The organism is Bradyrhizobium sp. (assembly GCF_049512235.1).
In the GTDB taxonomy this organism is placed as follows: Bacteria; Pseudomonadota; Alphaproteobacteria; order Rhizobiales; family Xanthobacteraceae; genus Bradyrhizobium.
Map to the genome: position 1 here is coordinate 1 of NZ_JBEKXH010000027.1, position 14,853 is coordinate 14,853.

Here is a 14,853-nt window from a genome sequence, read left to right on the forward strand (position 1 = left end):
ATCGGGGCAGAGGTCCTCGGCTTTCAGCAATCGGTTGGTGTCGGAGCGCACCAGCAGAGGTCCGTTGCTCCAGGTGCGGACGAATTCCCGGTCGTACCATCCGCGCTCGATCATGATGTTGGCCAGACCTAATGCGAGCGCGCCATCCGTTCCCGGCCGCACGCGCAGCCAGAGGTCGGCCTTGTTGGCAAGTCCGGCATTGCGCGGATCAACCACGATCAGTTTCATGCCCCGTTTCAGCCCGGCAACTGTCGCGGTGGCGTGTGTGATGCGCGAAAAAGAGGGGTTATAGCCCCACAGGATCAGGCAGCCGGTATGGGCGATGTCCGCCATGGCGCCGCCTGCGCTGCCGATCGCGACGCTGCCGACACCAAAGACGTAGCGCGTGGCAAAGCCGCGCCCCCAGCCGCACAAGTCCAGCGGCCAAACCAGGTTTGGCGTCCCAAACGCATTCATCAGTCTTCGAACGAACCCGGCGGAATCCGCGATGGCGGTTGTCGACCCGGACGACTGACTGAAGGCAACCGCTTCCGGTCCGTGCCGATCGGCGATGCGGCGCATGGCGGCGGCGATCTGGTCGAGCGCCGCATCCCAGGAAATCTCCTCCCATCCGGGGTCGGCCTCGCCTTTCGGCCGCGTCCGACGCAGCGGCTGTTTCAGTCTGTCCTTGTGATAGACCAGCTCGGGAGCGGCTCGTCCCTTGGCGCAAATGGCCGCGCCGGTAGGATGCGAAGGATCCGGATCAAGAATTGTGAAGCTGCCATCGGTGATGGTCGCAACAGTGCCGCAACGTGCGATGCAAAGGCCGCAGTAACCTTGCACCCGACGCACGCCTGGGACATTTACTGGCATGGATGGACTCCTTTTGCCGGATGACCGCCGATCAAGCGTACCAGCTTCGATGCCGCCGGCCTCCGGTCACCCTGATATCAGGAAGTTGATCGGCCCGGGCGTTCACGAGCCCCGCGATCTGGAATATCGTTTTTGGTGCTTATGCCAGCTTGGAAGGCCCGAGGCACTGTTTCAGCGGGCCGCGAGTGTAATGCAGAAATTGGGTCCGCCATGGCAAACTTGACCATCAACGGCGAACAGAAGTCGTTCGAGGCTCCGCCCGACATGCCGCTGCTCTGGGTTCTGCGTGACCTGCTCGGCATGACCGGCACGAAATTCGGCTGCGGCATTGCCCAGTGCGGCGCCTGTACGGTCCATATCGACGGCAAGCCGGTGCGTTCCTGCATGCTGTCGGTCGGCGCGGTGCGCGATCGCGCCGTCACCACCATCGAAGGCGTGGGCGCCACGCCGCTCGGCGCCAAGGTGCAGAAGGCCTGGCTCGATCTCGAAGTGGTCCAGTGCGGCTATTGCCAATCGGGCCAGATCATGTCGGCCGCCGCGCTGCTTGCGACGACGCCCAATCCGGACGATGCCGACATCGACGCCGCGATGGCGGGCAATATATGCCGTTGCGGCACTTACGTCCGCATTCGCGCGGCGATCAAGCGCGCGGCCTCGCAACGTCAGTCGTAGGAGCGGATCATGGCAGTCGCCGAGAAGATCACCGACGGGCTTTCGCGCCGCGCTGTGCTGACCGGCGGTTTGGCCGGCGGGTTTCTGCTCGCATTCCATCTTCCCGTCGGCGCGGTCAACGAGCCGGTGCAGCCGCCGGACCAGACCGACGGCAAGTTTGCGCCCAATGCTTTCATCCGCATCGATGCCTCCGGTAAGACCACGCTGGTCATGCCGCAGGTCGAGATGGGGCAGGGAATCTATACCGCGGTGGCGATGATCCTGGCCGAAGAACTGGATGCGGATTTTTCATCTGTAGTGCTTGAACATGCCCCCGCCAACGAGAAGCTTTACGCCAATCCGGTGTTCGGCATCCAGGCCACAGGAGGCTCGACGTCAGTCCGGGCCTTTTGGAAACCGCTCCGCACGGCCGGCGCCACAGCCCGCGCCATGCTTGTTCAAGCCGCGGCGCAACAATGGCAGGTCGAGCCGGCAAGCTGCACGACATCGAATGGCGAGGTCACGCATGCGGGGAGCGGAGTTAAGCTTTCCTATGGCGCGCTGGTCGATGCCGCGAACGCGCTCGCCCCGCCCAAGGATGTCGCGCTCAAGGACCCCAGGGATTTCGTGCTGATCGGTAAGCCGTTGAAGCGCTTTGACACGCCCGACAAGGTCAACGGCAAGACGGTCTATGGCATCGATGCGATGCTTCCCGGCATGAAGTTCGCCACCTTGGCGGCGTGCCCGGTATTTGGCGGCAAGGTCGGCAAGGTCGATGACAGCGCGGCCGCGAAAATTCCGGGCGTGCGGACGATCGTCGTGCTGGAGGATATGGTCGCAGTCGTCGGCGATCACATGTGGGCGGCCATGAAAGGCCTTGATGCCCTGGTCGTGAGCTGGGATGAGGGCGAGAACTCGCGCATCAGCTCGAAGGACATCTGGGACAATTTGCGCGCCGCCAGTGAAAAGGACGGTGTCGTCGCCAAGTCCGAAGGCGATATTGCCAAGGGACTTTCAACCGGCGAGAGGCTGGACGCCTCGTATGAGCTTCCCTTTCTCGCGCATGCGACGATGGAGCCGTTGAGCGCCACGGTTCATGTCAAGCCCGACGCTTGCGAAATCTGGACCGGCACCCAGATCATGGCCCGGGTGCAGTCGGAAGCGGCGAAGGCTGTTGGGCTCCCGGTTGAGAAAGTGATCGTCAACAACCACCTGCTCGGCGGCGGCTTCGGCCGCAAGCTCGAGCCCGACATGGTCGTCGCGGCCGTCCGCATCGCCAAGCATGTCGATGGACCCGTCAAAGTGGTGTGGACGCGCGAGGAGGACATCCAGCACGACGTCTATCGCCCGGTTTATCGCGACACCATTGCCGCGACGCTGTCGGATGGCGAGATCGTTGGCTTGAAATATCGTGTCTGTGGTTCGTCCATCCTGGCGCGCTGGCTGCCGCCCGCTTTCCAGAAGGGCATCGACATCGATGCCGTCGATAGCGCGGTCGACATGCCCTATGACATTCCCAATTTCCATGTCGAATATGTGCGCGCCGAACCACCGGCAGTGCCGACCGGCTTCTGGCGCGGCGTCGGTCCCAACAACAACGTGTTTGCGATTGAGTGTTTCATGGACGAACTCGCCCGCAAAGCGGGCAAGGATCCGGTTGATTTCCGTCGCGGCATGTTGACAAAAAATCCGCGTCTCAAGGCCGCGCTCGACCTGGTGGCGGAGAAATCCAATTGGGGCCAACCGCTCGCCGCGCGTGTCGGACGCGGCGTCAGCGCGCAGCCGTCGTTCGGCAGCTTCATCGCCACCGTGGTGGAAGCGGAGGTCGACGAACAGGGCGAGGTAAATCTGCGAAGAGTTACCACCGCGGTCGATACCGGTATCGCCGTCAATCCCGATACGATCATGGCGCAGGTCGAAGGCGGCCTGATCTTCGGCCTGACCGCGGCACTTTACGGCGAGATCACCATCGACAAGGGACGCGTGCTGCAATCCAATTTCAACGATTACCGCATGCTGCGGATCGATCAGGCGCCGAAGATCGAGGTTCATGTCATCAACAGCGGCGAGGCGCCCGGCGGCATCGGCGAGACCGGCGTGACGGCAGGCCCACCGGCGCTGCGCAACGCGATTCTCGCCGCCACCGGCGTCGCGCTGCGCAGGCTTCCCATCGACCGTGCCATGATAGCTGCGCAGAAGAAATCATGAGCGCCGCCGGTCGCATTCTCTTCAGCGTTGTCGCCATCGTCGTGGTGGTGCTGGCCGCCGGAGTCTGGATCCTGCGTGGCCCCGGTCCTATGGGTTTTGCGGATGGTCCGAAGGTGGCGCTGACGGATTATAAAGCCGGCGATCCTACCGGTACCCCGGCTTCGCTCGCCAAGGCGAGCCTCGTGGAACGCGGTGCCTATCTGGCGCGGGCGGCGGACTGCATGGTCTGCCACACCAGCGCGGGCGGCAGGGCCTATGCCGGCGGTTTGGGGTTCAGGCTGCCTTTCGGCACGCTGTACTCGACCAACATCACGCCCGACAAGGAGACCGGCATCGGCAACTACAGCGATCAGGATTTTCTCAATGCAGTTCACCGCGGCATCAGGCGCGACGGCGCACGGCTTTATCCGGCGATGCCGTTTACGTCCTATTCCACCATGACCGACGCCGATGCGCTGGCGATCAAGGCCTATCTGTTCAGCCTGCCGCCGGTGCACGCGCCGGCTCCCGACAACACGCTTGGCTTTCCGTTCAACCAGCGCTGGACCTTGAACTTCTGGTCTGTCCTGTTCAATCGAGATACCCGCTTCGAGCCGGATAGCTCGAAAACACCGGAATGGAACCGGGGCGCCTATCTGGCGGAGGCGCTGGCCCATTGCGGCGAATGCCACACGCCGCGAAATCTGGCCTTTGCGCTGGACAACCGCCGGAAATTCGCCGGCGCGGTGACCGCGGGCTGGCGTGCCTTCAATATCAGCTCGGACAAGTCCACCGGCATCGGCGGCTGGCGCGACGACGATCTCATCGCCTATCTTTCGATCGGACATGCCGATGGTCACGGCACCGCCTCGGGGCCGATGGGTGAGGCGGTGGACCGCAGCTTCAGCCAGCTGGCGCCGGAAGATATTCGCGCCGTGGTGGCCTATCTGCGCAGCGTGCCCGCGATGGCGTCGCCCGACCTGCCGGCGAGCCCGGCGCCGCCGGCACCCGCCTCACACAAGCAGGGCGGCGGCACATCGGATCCGCGTGGCAAGATGGTGTTCGAGGGCGCTTGCGCCAGCTGCCACGGCTGGAGCGGCGAAAGCGCGATTTCACCCTTCGCGACGCTGACCGGCGCCGAAGCGGTCAACGATCCCGGCGCGACAAATGTCGCTCAGATCGTGATCTCCGGCACCGAGCGCCATACCCAGGGTGCCGTCTCGATGCCCGCCTTTGGCGGCGCCTATTCTGATGTCGAGATCGCGGCTGTGGCCAATTACGTCACGGCGCGCTTCGGCAGCAAGGGATCGGGGCTCACCGCCCAGGACGTGGCCGAGTTGCGAAAGCAGACATCGCGTTAGCGCGACGTATTCTTAGCCATCGCCATCCCTGTGCGCCGCCATCCTTGAACCCGACGATGTGTGCTTCCGAAAATTTCGATTTCGACTATGTCATCGTCGGCGCGGGCTCGGCCGGGTGTGTGCTCGCCAATCGCCTGAGCGCGGACGGAAAGAATGCGGTGCTGCTGCTCGAAGCCGGTCCGCAGGACTCCAACCTCTGGATCCATGTGCCGCTCGGCTATGGCAGGCTGTTCAAGGAAAAGACCGTCAACTGGATGTACCAGACCGAGCCCGAACCGGGGCTTTGCGGGCGAACGGTCTTTCAACCGCGCGGCAAGGTGCTGGGCGGTTCGAGTTCGATCAACGGCTTGCTGTATGTTCGTGGTCAGCCCCAGGATTACGATCGCTGGCGCCAGCTCGGAAACAGCGGTTGGGGCTATGACGATGTGCTGCCGTATTTCAAGAAAGCCGAGAACCAGCAACGCGGCGGCGACGATTTCCACGGGGTGGGCGGTCCGCTGCCGGTTTCCGATATCCGACATGCCGATCCGCTGTCGGCGGCCTTCATTGCCGCCGCGGCGGAGACCGGCATACCGCTCAATCCCGATTTCAACGGCGCGTCTCAGGAAGGCGCCGGATTTTTCCAGACCACGACGTGGCGCGGAAGAAGAGCGAGCACGGCGGTAACCTATCTACGTGCCGCCCGCGGCCGCAGCAACCTAAGGATCGAAACCTCGGCGCTGGCACAGCGCGTCGTGTTCGACGGACGGCGTGCCGTGGCGGTCGAGTACCACAAGGCGGGGTCGGTGCGCATAGCGCGAGCACGAAAAGAAATCCTGGTTTCAGGCGGCGCGTATAATTCGCCGCAGTTATTGCAGCTTTCCGGCGTGGGCCCGGGCGAGCTCTCGCGCAAGCACGGCATCGATGTCGTGCTCGATGCGCCGGGGGTGGGGCATGATTTGCAGGATCACATGCAGGTCAGGGTGGTGATGCGCTGTGCGCAAAGCATCACGCTCAACGACGTCGTCAATAGTCCGCTGCGGCGGATGTTGGCAGCCGCCCGATATGCGGCCTTCCGAAAGGGGCCATTGACCATCGCCGCAGGTACGTCAGGAGCGTTCTTCAAGACCAGTCCGCGGCTCGCGACACCTGACATCCAGATTCACTTTCTGCCATTCAGCACCGACAAGATGGGAGAGAAGCTGCATTCGTTTTCCGGATTCACCGCCTCGGTCTGTCAGTTGCGCCCCGAAAGCCGCGGCTCGCTTCGCATCCGCAGTGCCGACCCGACGGCGCCTCCGGAAATACGCATCAATTATCTCTCGGCCGCGGCCGATCGCACCGCCAACGTCGAGGGCCTGAAGATATTGCGCAGGATACTGCAGGCGCCGGCGCTGAAGTCCTTTGTGGTCGAGGAAGTCGATCCCGGGCCTGGGGTATCGAGCGATGAGGAGCTATTGAACCACTGCCGTGCGCGCGGCACTACGATCTACCATCCGACGTCGACCTGCCGGATGGGAAGCGACCCTCTTGCTGTCGTCGATGCGCGGCTTCGCCTTCGCGGGATCGACGGCCTCCGGGTGGTCGACGCCTCGGTCATGCCTGACCTGGTATCGGGCAATACCAACGCGGCCATCATCATGATCGCGGAAAAAGCCTCCGACATGATTCTGCAGGATGCGCAATAGCGCTGCGGGACAAAGCGGCAGCCGCGACTTCCACGGATGGCATCGGTTCAGGAAAAATCCGATAAAAAAGGCCGGGAAGCGGAATGCTGTCCCGGCCATCTTGTCGTTTTGCCTGCGCGACCGGTATCGTTGTCGCGACGGCCAGAGGATTTGAGCGACCATCAAGGTCGTCTCTGCTATGGGACCTTCGACGCACAGTCCTCCGGCCTGGCGAAAAGGTCCGGCGAATGCCCCGAATTGCAAATTCCAGACGGGCTGGGGTCTGAATCTACATTCGGAGCACCGCCAATTACCCTGGCGGTGAGCATGGAATCGCATCGCCATTGATACCACTCGATCCGAAGTTGCGGCCTTTGTCTGCCCAATATTGATCATGCGGCGCAAATATCCCGCGCCAGTTGTGCCCGGTCCCGTGCACTGGCGGCGGCGGATCGCCGTTTCCGATACAGGCTTTCGCGTTCGTTTCGCTTCTCAACTCGGTTGCAGCACCGGTTCAGTAATGCGGTGGCGGTTCGCTGGTGGCGGGCGCCTCGGCGTCCTGCAGGCGCTCGCTCAGGCTCGCGAGCTGGCGCGTCAGGGCGTCGATCATGAGCCACTGTTCGGTGATGGTCTGGTTGAGCGTCTCGATGGTGTCGTCCTGAAACATAAGCCGGCTTTCGAGCGCGTCGAGCCGGTCGCTGAGCGTCTTCACATCACTCATCGCAATTGCATTTCATCTGGCAGGGCATGGCGGCGGGTTTACCAGGAGCGCTGCGAGGGGGGAAGGTATCTCATCGCCATCCCCAGTGGCGGCCGCCAGGCCGCCTCTCGAAGGACGACGCCGTGTCGGCGATGGGCGTCTCCAGCATTGCCCGGCGCGGCCCAAATGTGCCAAGTACCTGCAGGCTGATCGGCGGACTTTATCGGCGGGAAGGCCCGTGAAACAACAACACCAAAAGTGAGCAACCTGGCATGAGGAATTTCCATCTCGCCGGCCGGTCGACGGTCCACGCCGAGAATGCGATGGTGGCGACGTCGCATCCGCTGGCCGTGCTGGCGGCGATCGAGGTGCTGCGATCCGGCGGCACCGCCGTGGATGCTGCAGTGGCGGCGAGTGCGCTGCTCGCGGTGGTCGAGCCGCAATCCACCGGGATTGGCGGCGATTGTTTTGCGCTGGTGCAGCCTAAAGGCGAGGGCAAGATCGTTGCCTATAACGGCTCGGGCCGCGCGCCGAAGGCCGCCGAAGCCTCATGGTATCTCGAACGCAACCTGCACGCGATCCCGCTGACCTCGGCGCACGCCGTCAGCATTCCCGGCGCGGTCGACGCCTGGGCGACCATCCTGCGCGATCACGGCAAGCTGGGCCTCGACAGCCTGCTGCAGCCGGCGATCAAGGCCGCCGAACAAGGTTACGTGGTGGCGCCGCGCATCGCGTTCGACTGGAAGAACCAGTTCGAGAAATTAAAAAACGGCACCAACACCGAGCGCTATCTGCTGCCGCATGGCAGGCCTGCGCTCGCCGGCGACGTGATCCGGCAGCCCGAACTGGGCCAGACGCTGCGGGCCATCGCCAAAGACGGCCGCGATGCGTTTTATACGGGCGCCGTCGCCGCGGACATGGTTGAGACCCTGCGCGGCATTGGCGGCCTGCATACGCTGGAAGATTTCGCCGCGCATACCACGGAAACAACCACCCCGATCGGCACCTTGTATAAGGGGCACGACGTCTGGCAGTGCCCGCCGAATGGCCCGGGCATTACCATGCTGGTGATGCTGAACATTCTGTCGCGGTTCGATCTGACCAAGTTCCCGGCGCTCAGCGTCGAGCGCTTTCATCTCGAAGCCGAAGCGGCGCGGATCGCCTACATGATGCGCGAGCAGCATATCGGTGATCCTGCCTTTGCCAATGTCGACGTGGTCAGGATTTTGACAAATGAATTCGCCGATCAATACGGCGACAAGATCAGGATGGACCGGCTGCTCGATCTGCCTGACGTGAAGCCGCCGATGAATCCCTCCACGGTCTACATCACCGTGGTGGACCGGGACCGCAACGTCTGTTCGTTCATCAATTCCATCGCGCATTCCTTTGGCTCGGCGATCGTCTCCAACAAGACCGGCATTCTGTTGCAAAACCGTGGCGCCGGATTCCGTATTGAACCCGGCCATCCCAATTGTATCGCGCCTGGAAAGCGGCCGTTGCACACCATCATTCCGGGACTCCTCACCAGGGCCGGCCGGGCCGAGATGCCGTTCGGCGTGATGGGCGGCCAGTACCAGCCGGTCGGGCAGGTCCACGTCCTGACCAACATCCTCGACTATGGTTGCGACGTCCAGGAGGCCATCGATATGCCGCGCGGCCTGCACTATGAGGGCGTCTATCAGCTCGAGGACGGCGTTCCCGCCGATGTCGTCGAAGGCCTGAAGAAGCTCGGGCACAAGACCACGAGCGTGGTGCCGCCGCTCGGCGGCGGTCAGGCAATCTGGATCGACTGGGACAAGGGCACGCTGACCGGCGGCTCCGACCCGCGCAAGGACGGCTGCGCGCTGGGATATTGAGCGTTCGGTGATGAAAAGCGTACCTCCGTTTAGATTGACCCTTGAGCCGCTCAATGATGAGGCTCGACATTTGCCAAGATTCAAATGGGCATCGAAAGAAATTGGGAACAGGCATCAACTTGGTGGAGAGCCGCAGTTCCTACAAAGCGAACAATGGCCGAGCTGTGCCGGCGGTCATGGAAAGATGACCTTCTACGGTCAACTTGACTCAGTCAATGACGATATCTGTATTGCCGACTGCGGCATGGTCTACATTTTTATGTGTTTCGACTGCTACCAGGCGATTTCGATAGTAAAGTCTGTCTGAGCGCTCGAATACGTCAATTGCGCTGTACACGTAGTGCGAATAAGCGAAGGGATATCTGGGGTCACCTCGCTCCCGCAGTTCCCGTATCGCTGCGCTCCTGCGGGCGATTTGCTGCTTGCTCGTCATCGTCCGCGAAGGCGGGCGATCCAGTAATCGCCGACGTCAGCCGACAGATCCCGGCGTACTGGATACCACGCTTTCGCGGGGTATGACGAAATCCATATGGGGCTTCAATCCGTGGGCCAATTGCATCTTTTTTGAACATTCCAAACGTCGTCGCAGCGCGATGACGCTGCGCAAAACATTCGGAACCAGACATCTCGGTTGTCGTTAGCAGACCTAAGAGCCGCATATGTGCGCTGCTCCCAGTTCCCGCGGCGGAGGCCGTCCATGACCGACAAGACCAGATCTGCGAACCCCACATCTGCGAACCGGGGTTTCAACCGGCGCAAATTCATCGCGGCCGCCGCGGGAACTGCCGTCGCGCCGCTCGCGGCCAGGGCTGCCGGAGCAGCCGTCGAGCCACCCGCGGGGCAGGACCCCTCGTTGCCCGTAGATGTCACGCTGCGCGTCAACGGCGCGAACAAGCCGCTCAACATCGATTCCCGCACGACGGTTCTTGACGCGCTGCGCGAACATATCGGCCTGACCGGAGCCAAGAAGGGATGCGACCACGGCCAATGCGGGGCCTGCACCGTGATGATCGACGGCCGCCGCGTCGTCTCCTGCCTGACGCTGGCGCTCGCGGCGCAAGGGCAGGAGATTGTCACCATCGAAGGACTGTCCAAGGGTAGCCAGCTGCATCCGATGCAGCAGGCCTTCATTGATAATGATGCCTTCCAGTGCGGCTATTGCACGTCAGGGCAGATCATGTCGGCGGTGGCCTGCGTGAAGGAGGGCCATGCCGGCAATGACGACGACATCCGCGAATATATGAGCGGCAATCTCTGTCGCTGCGCCGCCTATCCGAACATCGTCGCGGCCATCAAGCAGGCCGCTCCAGCTATTTCAGGCCAGCAGAAAGGCTAAGCCGCATGCGACCTTTTGCATATCAGAGGGCAACGGATGCCTCGTCCGCGCTGCAGGCGCTGGCTGCCGCCGCGACCGGCAATAGCACGCTTACCGAAGCCTCCGTGCAACCGCTCGCCGGCGGCACCACGCTGATCGACCTGATGAAGCTCGACGTGATGCGGCCCGCGACCCTGGTCGACATCAATCCGCTTGCCGCGGCGTGGTCCGCCATCAATCTCGACGGCGGAAACCTGCGGCTCGGCGCGCTGGCGCGTATGTCGGATGTCGCCGCCAGCCAGGATGTCCAGCGCAACTATCCCGTGATCGCCGAGGCGCTCAGGCTCGCCGCCAGCGCCCAGCTCCGCAACATGGCAACGCTCGGCGGCAACGTCCTGCAGCGTACCCGATGCAGTTATTTTCGCGACGTCAGCTACGCCGACTGCAACAAGCGCAATCCGGGATCGGGCTGCGCTGCGATGGAAGGATTCAATCGCAGCCACGCCGTGCTCGGCATGTCAGAGCGTTGCATCGCCACCTATCCCGGCGATCTGGCGCAGGCGCTGATCGCCCTCGATGCGGCGATCGAGATCACCGGAAAGTCCGGCGTTCGCACCATGCCGTTCGCGCAATTGCATAAGGCGCCCGGCGACACGCCGCAGCTGGAGACCACGCTTTCCCCGGGTGAATTGATCTCGGCCTTCACTATTTCCGGACGCTGGCCGCGCTCGGTCTATCTGAAGGCGCGCGACCGGCAGTCCTATGAATTCGCGCTGGCTTCCGCGGCCGTCGCGCTCGATGTCCAGAACGGCGTCGTGCAGGATGCCCGGATCGCGCTCGGCGGTGTTGCGACCATACCCTGGCGCGCGCGCGAGGCGGAGGCGCAGCTGAGGGGCCAGAAATTCGACGACGGCCTCGCGCAGCGCGCGGCCGAGGCGGCTTTCGCCGGCGCCAAGGGCAGGAAGCACAATGCATTCAAGATTGCGCTCGGCCAGCGCGTGGTGGCGCGCGCGCTGCACCAGGCCGCAGCGATGGAGGTTTGATCATGTCGATTGCCGCTCCCGAGCCGAAAGCCAATATGGGGCAGCCGATCCCCCGTTACGACGCCGTTCCCAAGGTCACCGGCAAGGCCGAATATGCCGCGGATGTACCGCTGATGAATCCGGCCTATGCGTGCCTGGTCACCAGCTCGATTGCGAAGGGCCGCGTTGACGGGTTTGATCTCGCCGCGGCAAAGCAGGTGCGTGGCCTGATTGATATCGTCACCCACGAGAACGCCGAGCAGCTCAAGGAGGCAAAACTCTTCAGCGATGGCGGCTACGCTTCCACCACCATTCAGCCGCTGAAGTCGGCCGAGATCGCGCAGGCCGGCCAGATCATAGCCGTCGTGCTGGCGGAAACCTTTGAAGCCGCGCGGCAGGCGGCGCAGGCGGTCAAGGTGAATTACACCGCGGCCAACCCGACGGCGACCTTCGATTCGCCGGGAACGACGTCGGCGCCCGCCAAGGGACAGAGCTCCCAGTTCAAGAAAGATCCGCAGGTCGGCGACTTCGCCAGGGCATTCGCCGATGCCGAGGTGAAGGTGACCGCTTCCTATGAGACGCCACCTCAGCACCACAATCCAATCGAGCTGTTTGCCACCAGTTGCGCCTGGAATGGCGACAGCCTGACGATCTACGAACCCACACAATGCGTCTATGGCCTCAAAAACGGCGTCGCCGAGCAGCTCGGGATCGACGCCGACAAGGTCAGGGTCATCAATGCCTATGTCGGCGGCGCCTTTGGCTCGAAAGGCTCGATGACGCCGCGGACCGCGATCATCGCCAGCATCGCGCGCCGGCTCGGGCGTCCGGTCAAGCTGGTCGCCAGCCGCGCCGAGGGGTTTACCATTGCGACCTACCGCGCCGAGACGCGTCACCAGATCCAGATCGGAGCCGGCCGCGACGGCAAGCTGACCGCGCTGCGCCACGAAGGCGCCGAGATTTCGTCGCGGCCCGATGCCTATGTCGTCGGGGGGACCAAGACCACGACCCGCCTGTATGGCTGCCCGAACGTCGAAAGCCTGGTGTCGATCGTGCGCGCGGACCGCAACACGCCCGGCTTCATGCGTTCACCGCCGGAAGTGCCCTATATGTTCGCGCTCGAGAGTGCGATGGACGAACTTGCCGTGCAGTTGAAGATGGACCCGATCGAGCTGCGCCGCATCAACGACACCACCCGCGAGCCGATCGACGGCAAGCCCTATACATCGCGCTCGCTGATGGCCTGCTTCGACGCCGCCGCCAAGGCGTTCGGATGGGAGCAACGCAGCGCGGAGCCGAAATCCATGTCGGACGGAGACTGGCTGATCGGCTATGGCTGCGCCACCACCTGCTATCCCACCCAGATGGCGCCTGCCGCGGCGCGTATTCGGCTGCAGCGCGATGGCCGCACCCGGGTGGAGATTGCCGGCCATGAGATCGGTAACGGCGCCTACACCGTGATTGCGCAAGAGGCCGCGGAACGGCTCGGCGTGCCCTTTGAGAAAGTGACCGTCCAGCTCGGCGACAGCGATCTGCCGCCCGCTCCGGTGGCTGGCGGTTCAAATTCCACGGCCAGCACATGCTCCGCCGTCATGATGGTTTGCGACCAGATCAGGCAGCGGCTGTTCAAGGCGCTGATGCCGAAAGAAAGCCTCATCGACGAGGCCAAGGAAACCATCGGCCTCGGACAGACGCCGAGCACCCAGGCGGCGAACAGCGGCCGGCCGCTTGATCGGGAAAAGGCGTTTGATGCGCTCGGCTTCGGCGTCATCGAGGAGTATGGCGAATGGAAGCCCGAGGGGGCGCCGGTCGATGCCTTGCACGCCATGCATCAGGGTAAGATGCGGATGGTCGGCGGCAGCGAGTTCAAGGACAAGATCGCCTATGCATTCGGCGCCGAGTTTGTCGAGGTGCGGGTCAACCGATGGACGCACGAGATTCGCGTGCCGCGACTGGTCGGGGCCTTTGCTGCCGGCCGTATCATGAACCCGCGCACCGCGCGCAGTCAGCTGATGGGCGGACTGATCTGGGGCATGTCGGCGGCGCTGCACGAGGCGACCGAGCTCGACGAGCGCCATGCGCGTTACGTCAACGACAATCTGGCCGACTATCTGGTGCCGGTGAATGCCGACATCGGCAGTGTCGAGGTCATCCTGCTGTCCGAAACCGACGACCAGATCGATCCGGCCGGCGTCAAGGGCCTCGGCGAACTCGGCAATGTCGGAACCAACGCGGCGGTCTGCAATGCGATCTTCCATGCCACCGGCCAGCGCATTCGCAAGCTGCCGGTGCGTCTGGAAAATCTGGACGTGTAGGATTAGCCTTCAAGGAGATACACCGATGAGCCAGCAAGCGCTTCAGGACCCCACCGACAAGTATCCGAGGCCGCCTTACAAAAAGCAGTCGCAGCCTTGGCCGGGACTTGCGAGCAAGATGAATCCGCGCCCGGACCACGGCGAGACCAGCTACCGCGGTTCCGGCCGGCTGGCCGGACGCAGGGCGCTGATCACCGGCGGCGATTCCGGCATGGGGCGTGCGGCGGCAATCGCCTATGCGCGCGAGGGCGCCGATGTCGCGATCAACTATTTTCCGAGCGAAGAGCCGGACGCGCGTGAAGTCATCGAACTGATCAAGGCGGAGGAACGGATTGGTCTGCCGATCCCCGGCGATCTCCGGGATGAAAAATTCTGTCAGTCGCTGGTCGATCAGGCTGTCAAGGGCCTTGGCGGTCTCGACATCGTGGTCTGCAACGCCGGTCGGCAGCAGGAGCGGGCCTCGATCCTCGATCTGACGACGGAGGATTTCGACGCCACGATGAAGACCAACATCTACGCCCCGTTCTGGATCATCAAGGCGGCGCTGCCGCATCTCAAGCCAGGTTCGGTCATCATCGGCACGACGTCCGAGCAGGCCTACGATCCGTCGCCCGATCTATACGACTACGCGCAAACCAAGGCCGCGACTATGAACTACGTCAAGTCTCTCGCCAAGCAACTGGCGTCGAAGGGCATCCGCGTCAACGGCGTCGCGCCGGGGCCGATCTGGACGCCGCTCCAGGTTTCCGGCGGCGCGACGATGGAGAAGCTGGAAAAGTTTGGCGGCCAGACGCCGCTCGGCCGCGCCGGCCAGCCCGCCGAGCTCGGTTCGATATATGTTCAGCTCGCGGCAGCCGATGCCAGCTTCGCCACCGGGCAGGTCTATGGCTCCGCGGGCGGCTCTGGCCAGCCCTGACCCTGGGGACTCCCGGCGCGCGGGGTACC

Annotated in this window: 11 protein-coding genes; 9 read left to right on the forward strand and 2 right to left on the reverse strand. The window is 63.4% G+C overall.

What is annotated here, in order from left to right:
* Window positions 1–852: molybdopterin-dependent oxidoreductase (locus tag ABSG20_RS04335; protein ID WP_423863256.1), on the reverse strand; the 852-nt coding region annotated here is incomplete at its 3' end.
* Between the two features lie 210 nt (window positions 853–1,062).
* On the opposite strand from ABSG20_RS04335, the gene ABSG20_RS04340 reads away from it, so the two are divergent.
* Genes ABSG20_RS04340 through ABSG20_RS04355 form a run of 4 tightly spaced genes read left to right on the forward strand, consistent with a single transcriptional unit; the run spans window position 1,063 to window position 6,718 of the window.
* Complete coding sequence (locus ABSG20_RS04340; protein WP_423863257.1) at window positions 1,063–1,524, forward strand: (2Fe-2S)-binding protein; 462 nt, start codon at window positions 1,063–1,065, stop codon at window positions 1,522–1,524.
* A gap of 9 nt (window positions 1,525–1,533) precedes the next feature.
* Window positions 1,534–3,711 carry a xanthine dehydrogenase family protein molybdopterin-binding subunit gene (locus ABSG20_RS04345; protein WP_423863258.1) on the forward strand — a complete coding sequence of 726 codons (2,178 nt, stop codon included), beginning with the start codon at window positions 1,534–1,536 and terminating at the stop codon, window positions 3,709–3,711.
* Complete coding sequence (locus tag ABSG20_RS04350; RefSeq protein WP_423863259.1) at window positions 3,708–5,051, forward strand: c-type cytochrome; 1,344 nt, start codon at window positions 3,708–3,710, stop codon at window positions 5,049–5,051. Before ABSG20_RS04345 ends, ABSG20_RS04350 begins: the two co-directional genes overlap by 4 nt.
* Before the next feature lie 56 nt (window positions 5,052–5,107).
* Complete coding sequence (locus ABSG20_RS04355; protein WP_423863260.1) at window positions 5,108–6,718, forward strand: GMC family oxidoreductase; 1,611 nt, start codon at window positions 5,108–5,110, stop codon at window positions 6,716–6,718.
* Window positions 6,719–7,211: 493 nt separating this feature from the next.
* Here the strand turns inward: ABSG20_RS04355 and ABSG20_RS04360 are convergent, their stop codons facing one another.
* Window positions 7,212–7,418, reverse strand: coding sequence for a SlyX family protein (locus ABSG20_RS04360; protein ID WP_423863261.1), 207 nt, complete (start codon window positions 7,416–7,418; stop codon window positions 7,212–7,214).
* A 251-nt stretch (window positions 7,419–7,669) separates the two neighbouring features.
* Here ABSG20_RS04360 and ggt point away from each other — a divergent pair, with 251 nt between their 5' ends.
* The 5 genes from ggt (at window position 7,670) to ABSG20_RS04385 (ending at window position 14,824) form a co-directional block, all read left to right on the forward strand.
* Window positions 7,670–9,256, forward strand: coding sequence for a gamma-glutamyltransferase (ggt, locus tag ABSG20_RS04365; RefSeq protein WP_423863262.1), 1,587 nt, complete (start codon window positions 7,670–7,672; stop codon window positions 9,254–9,256).
* A 697-nt stretch (window positions 9,257–9,953) separates the two neighbouring features.
* The gene (locus ABSG20_RS04370) at window positions 9,954–10,592 is read left to right on the forward strand and encodes a (2Fe-2S)-binding protein (protein WP_423863263.1); all 639 of its coding nucleotides are present in this window, start codon (window positions 9,954–9,956) and stop codon (window positions 10,590–10,592) included.
* 5 nt (window positions 10,593–10,597) lie between these two features.
* Window positions 10,598–11,614: an FAD binding domain-containing protein gene (locus ABSG20_RS04375; RefSeq protein WP_423863264.1), complete on the forward strand. Its 1,017-nt coding sequence runs from the start codon at window positions 10,598–10,600 to the stop codon at window positions 11,612–11,614.
* Window positions 11,615–11,616: 2 nt separating this feature from the next.
* Complete coding sequence (locus tag ABSG20_RS04380) at window positions 11,617–13,908, forward strand: xanthine dehydrogenase family protein molybdopterin-binding subunit (protein WP_423863265.1); 2,292 nt, start codon at window positions 11,617–11,619, stop codon at window positions 13,906–13,908.
* 25 nt (window positions 13,909–13,933) lie between these two features.
* Window positions 13,934–14,824 carry an SDR family oxidoreductase gene (locus ABSG20_RS04385; RefSeq protein ID WP_423863266.1) on the forward strand — a complete coding sequence of 297 codons (891 nt, stop codon included), beginning with the start codon at window positions 13,934–13,936 and terminating at the stop codon, window positions 14,822–14,824.
* The last annotated feature ends 29 nt before the right edge of the window (window positions 14,825–14,853 follow it).

What these genes read in the sequence shown, in the direction of transcription:
- ABSG20_RS04360 (WP_423863261.1), bottom strand. Translation starts at nt 7,418, where the DNA reads ATGAGTGATGTGAAGACGCTCAGCGACCGGCTCGACGCGCTCGAAAGC.
- ABSG20_RS04340 (WP_423863257.1), top strand. Translation starts at nt 1,063, where the DNA reads ATGGCAAACTTGACCATCAACGGCGAACAGAAGTCGTTCGAGGCTCCG.
- ABSG20_RS04370 (WP_423863263.1), top strand. Translation starts at nt 9,954, where the DNA reads ATGACCGACAAGACCAGATCTGCGAACCCCACATCTGCGAACCGGGGT.
- ABSG20_RS04375 (WP_423863264.1), top strand. Translation starts at nt 10,598, where the DNA reads ATGCGACCTTTTGCATATCAGAGGGCAACGGATGCCTCGTCCGCGCTG.
- ABSG20_RS04385 (WP_423863266.1), top strand. Translation starts at nt 13,934, where the DNA reads ATGAGCCAGCAAGCGCTTCAGGACCCCACCGACAAGTATCCGAGGCCG.
- ABSG20_RS04355 (WP_423863260.1), top strand. Translation starts at nt 5,108, where the DNA reads ATGTGTGCTTCCGAAAATTTCGATTTCGACTATGTCATCGTCGGCGCG.
- ABSG20_RS04350 (WP_423863259.1), top strand. Translation starts at nt 3,708, where the DNA reads ATGAGCGCCGCCGGTCGCATTCTCTTCAGCGTTGTCGCCATCGTCGTG.
- ABSG20_RS04345 (WP_423863258.1), top strand. Translation starts at nt 1,534, where the DNA reads ATGGCAGTCGCCGAGAAGATCACCGACGGGCTTTCGCGCCGCGCTGTG.
- ggt (WP_423863262.1), top strand. Translation starts at nt 7,670, where the DNA reads ATGAGGAATTTCCATCTCGCCGGCCGGTCGACGGTCCACGCCGAGAAT.
- ABSG20_RS04380 (WP_423863265.1), top strand. Translation starts at nt 11,617, where the DNA reads ATGTCGATTGCCGCTCCCGAGCCGAAAGCCAATATGGGGCAGCCGATC.